The sequence below is a fragment of the Colwellia sp. 6M3 genome (genome assembly GCF_014077595.1).
GTDB lineage: Bacteria > Pseudomonadota > Gammaproteobacteria > Enterobacterales > Alteromonadaceae > Cognaticolwellia.
In genome coordinates, this window is sequence record NZ_JACGWF010000180.1 from 1 (window position 1) to 1,722 (window position 1,722).

The 1,722-nt window shown below is 40.1% G+C and carries 1 protein-coding gene; it reads right to left on the minus strand.

The features are described from left to right. Positions 1-307: 307 nt before the first annotated feature. Positions 308-1,722: aconitase family protein (locus tag H4J50_RS18840; protein WP_259366304.1), on the minus strand; the 1,415-nt coding region annotated here is incomplete at its 5' end.

Genomic DNA, 1,722 nt, shown 5'->3' on the forward strand with positions numbered 1-1,722 from the left:
TTGCTGCTCAATAAAAGCAGTCCATTTTTGTTGTGTAGCTAATTGCATATGCTGATCCCTAATTAATTTTAGGAAAGCTTACTGTTTGGCTGGTTTAAATGTTAGGTGCCTTTTGGCGGACGCTCACAATTAATTTTACTGCTAGCTAATATCAATTTAGTGAAGACATAAAAAAGGTGACTTATATTAGTCACCTTTTTTGCTATTGAATCTTAAATGTTCTCTCAACTCTTGATTTAAGCATTGAGTCGAACACCGAGTTTAGCTAACGTTAACGAGCCATGTTAGCTAAACAAATAGACCAAGCTTATACCATTTTAATCGGTACGTACTTAGTGCTCATCTCTTCTGTAGGAGGAGCGAAGCGAGTTAAGTCAATACCTTCAACAGCAGCTTTATATTCTTCTAATGATGGGAAACGGCCAAGTACAGCTGAAAGCACAACTAGAGGTGTTGAACCTAGTAATGATTCACCTTTTTTCTCAGCAGTATCGGCAACAACACGACCTTGGAATAAACGCGTTGATGTTGCGATAACCGTATCGCCAGGTTCAGCTTTTTCTTGGTTACCCATACATAAGTTACAACCAGGGCGTTCCAAATACATGATGTTATCGTACTTAGTACGTGCAGCACCTTTCGGGTTAGCATCATCAAATTCAAAACCAGAATATTTACGTAAAATATCCCAATCGCCTTCAGCTTTAAGCTCATCAACAATGTTGTAAGTTGGTGGCGCAACAACTAATGGCACTTTAAAATCTACTTTGCCATTTTGTTTCTCAATGTTACGTAACATTTGAGCGATGATTTGCATGTCACCTTTATGTACCATACAAGAGCCTACAAAGGCTAAGTCGACAGTTTTGCCGTCATAGTATGATACTGGACGAATAACATCATGCGTGTAACGCTTAGATGCATCATCGTTGTTTACATCAGGGTCAGCAATCATTGGTTGGTCGATAACGTCTAAGTCGATAACAACTTCTGCATAGTATTTAGCTGCGTCGTCAGGTGCTAGTGCTGGACTAGTGCCTGATTTAACTTCTTCAATACGCTTGTCAGCTAATGCGATTAAACCGTTAAGCGTTTTAGCTCCGTTTTCCATACCCTTTTCGATCATGATTTGGATACGGCTCTTAGCAAGCTCGATTGATTTAATTAAGGTTTCATTATTTGAAATACAGATTGAAGCTTTCGCTTTCATTTCTGCAGACCAATCAGTGAAAGTGAATGCTTGGTCAGCCATTAAAGTACCAATATGTACTTCGATGATACGACCTTGGAATACGTTTTCACCACCAAACTGTTTAAGCATTTGCGCTTGTGTTGCATGCACAACATCACGGAAATCCATGTGACCTTGCATTTTGCCTTTAAAGGTAACTTTAACAGACTCTGGAATTGGCATCGCCGCTTCACCTGTCGCCAGTGCGATTGCAACAGTACCTGAGTCGGCGCCAAATGCTACACCTTTAGACATACGAGTATGCGAGTCACCACCAATGATGATTGCTCTGTCATCAATTGTAAGGTCATTCAATACTTTATGAATAACATCCGTCATCGCAGGATATACACCCTTAGGATCACGAGCTGTGATAAGGCCAAACTTGTTCATGAAACTCATAAGCTTAGGAATGTTAGCTTTAGCTTTACTATCCCAAACTGATGCTGTGTGACAACCAGATTGGTATGCACCGTCAACTAAAGGAGAGA